This is a genomic window from Blastococcus sp. CCUG 61487 (assembly GCF_005222955.1).
Lineage (GTDB): Bacteria > Actinomycetota > Actinomycetes > Mycobacteriales > Geodermatophilaceae > Blastococcus.
This window is the reverse complement of sequence record NZ_LWUA01000073.1, coordinates 1-702: the sequence shown is the minus strand read 5'-3', so window position 1 is coordinate 702 and position 702 is coordinate 1. Positions and strand designations below refer to the sequence as shown.

Sequence of the window (702 nt, the reverse complement as noted above, 5' to 3'; positions counted from 1 at the left end):
CGGCCTGACCGCTGGGGAGGACCGGGCCGCCCGGCTCTGCTTCCCGGCAGCGCACCTGATCGCTGTCCGCCAAGAAGCGCGGCTCGAACCGCAAGGGCGGCGCGCCGGTGGACGACGACCTAGTGGACCGCCAGTTCAGCCGCAATACCCCCACGCCGCCTGGCTGACCTAAATGCCGTCTGGCTGACCGACATCGTCAAGCACCCCACGGCCATGGGCAAGCTCTACCCCTACGCGCTCAAGGAGCTGCACTTCGGGCATAACCTCGGCATAACGTCGGCTACTCCATGGACACCCGGATGACCGCCACACTGGCCGCGACAGCCCTGCGCAAACGCCATCGCCCCGTGCGGACCGGCCGGCACGAATATGCAATCGGAACAGCCGCAGCCAGTTCCGCCCAATGCCTTCATCGCCGCGCTGATGAACAACGGCCTGGACCGGCTCGATGGGCCGAGTGGGCGCCTGCGGCGAGAACGCCGCGATGGAGCCTTTACTCGCCATCCCCTGCAGCGCAACGTCCTAGACCAACAGCGCCGGGTCAGCCGCGAGGACCTGCGGCTGACGATCATCGCCTGAACCGACAGCGCCTACCACAGCCGGCAGCGCCGCCTTGGACGGCCACACCCATCGAGCTCGGGACACTGACCCAGACCCTCACGCGGCCTGATCGCCCTACCGAATCGACTCAACTGCAGCGGG

The 702-nt window shown here is 67.8% G+C and carries 1 protein-coding gene; it reads left to right on the top strand.

Features of this window, described 5'->3' with window-relative positions; translation table 11 throughout:
• Positions 1-369 precede the first annotated feature (369 nt).
• Positions 370-579 carry a hypothetical protein gene (locus A6V29_RS05850; protein ID WP_137159442.1) on the top strand — a complete coding sequence of 70 codons (210 nt, stop codon included), beginning with the start codon at positions 370-372 and terminating at the stop codon, positions 577-579.
• Positions 580-702 lie beyond the last annotated feature (123 nt).

Coding starts and splice junctions, on each gene's coding strand:
- A6V29_RS05850 (WP_137159442.1), top strand. CDS start 370: ATGCAATCGGAACAGCCGCAGCCAGTTCCGCCCAATGCCTTCATCGCC.